The sequence below is a fragment of the Micrococcus sp. KRD096 genome, assembly GCF_017168495.1.
Lineage (GTDB): Bacteria > Actinomycetota > Actinomycetes > Actinomycetales > Micrococcaceae > Micrococcus > Micrococcus luteus.
On the sequence record NZ_JABFAY010000076.1, the window covers coordinates 1 to 861 of the forward strand.

An 861-nucleotide genomic window follows, 5' to 3' on the forward strand; every position below is an offset into this window, starting at 1 on the left:
CGCCACCTCGAACTGGAAGCCGGGGAAGTCGCGCTCGGGCATGCCGCAGTAGCGCAGCGTCTCGAGGTCGGCGTCGAGGCGCTCGTCGGTGATGCCGAGGCGGGCGCGCAGCTCCGCCCGGTCCACCCCACCGGCCCGGTTGGCCAGCCCCACGATGTCCAGCAGGCGGCCCACGAGGTCCTCGCTCGAGTCGCGGGCGCGACGTCGGACGGGCGCGGCGAGCGGGACCTCGAGCAGGGCCGGGTCGGCGGGGCCGGCGTGGGCCTCCGCCGCGGCGGCCAGGCCCGCGCGGACGCGGTCGGTCAGGTCCGGGTGCGCGGCCGAGGGGACGGCGCGGCCCAGCAGGCCGCCGATCTCCGCGGCGAGGCCGTCCTCGCGCGGGCCGGCGGGGGCCTCCCAGAGCTCCCAGTCGGGTCCCGGTGCGGCGCCGTCCTCGACGCGGGGCTCGGCGGGCTCACCGACCGCGCGGACGCCCTGACCCCGGCCGGGCGCGAGCCACACCCGGATCCGCTCGGCGTCGGCCTGCCCGGCCAGGCGCGCCACGAGGCCGGTGTGGTCGTGGTCCTCGGGACGGCCGGGGGCGTCCGCCGCCCGCTCGACGCGGCGCGGCTCCCCCTCCATCCGGGTGAGCCGGAAGCTGCGCTCGGCGCCGCGGTCGAGGTCCCAGCCGGTGAGGTACCAGCGGCCGCGCACGAGGGTGAGGAACCAGGCCCGCACGGTGCGCCGGGTGGCCCGCCCCCGCGCGTCGCGGTAGGGGAAGCGCAGCACGGCCTCGTCGGCCACGGCCTGGGTGAGGGCCTCGAGCCGGGGGTCGGCCCGGGGCATGAGGGTGTGGTACCCGGCCAGCTCGTCATCGCCCGT

At 79.7% G+C, this 861-nt stretch carries 1 protein-coding gene; it reads right to left on the reverse strand.

The features are described 5' to 3' along the window. Positions 1-861 (reverse strand): WYL domain-containing protein (locus J1M41_RS11740; RefSeq protein ID WP_206451812.1); only part of this gene is annotated, 861 nt, incomplete at both ends.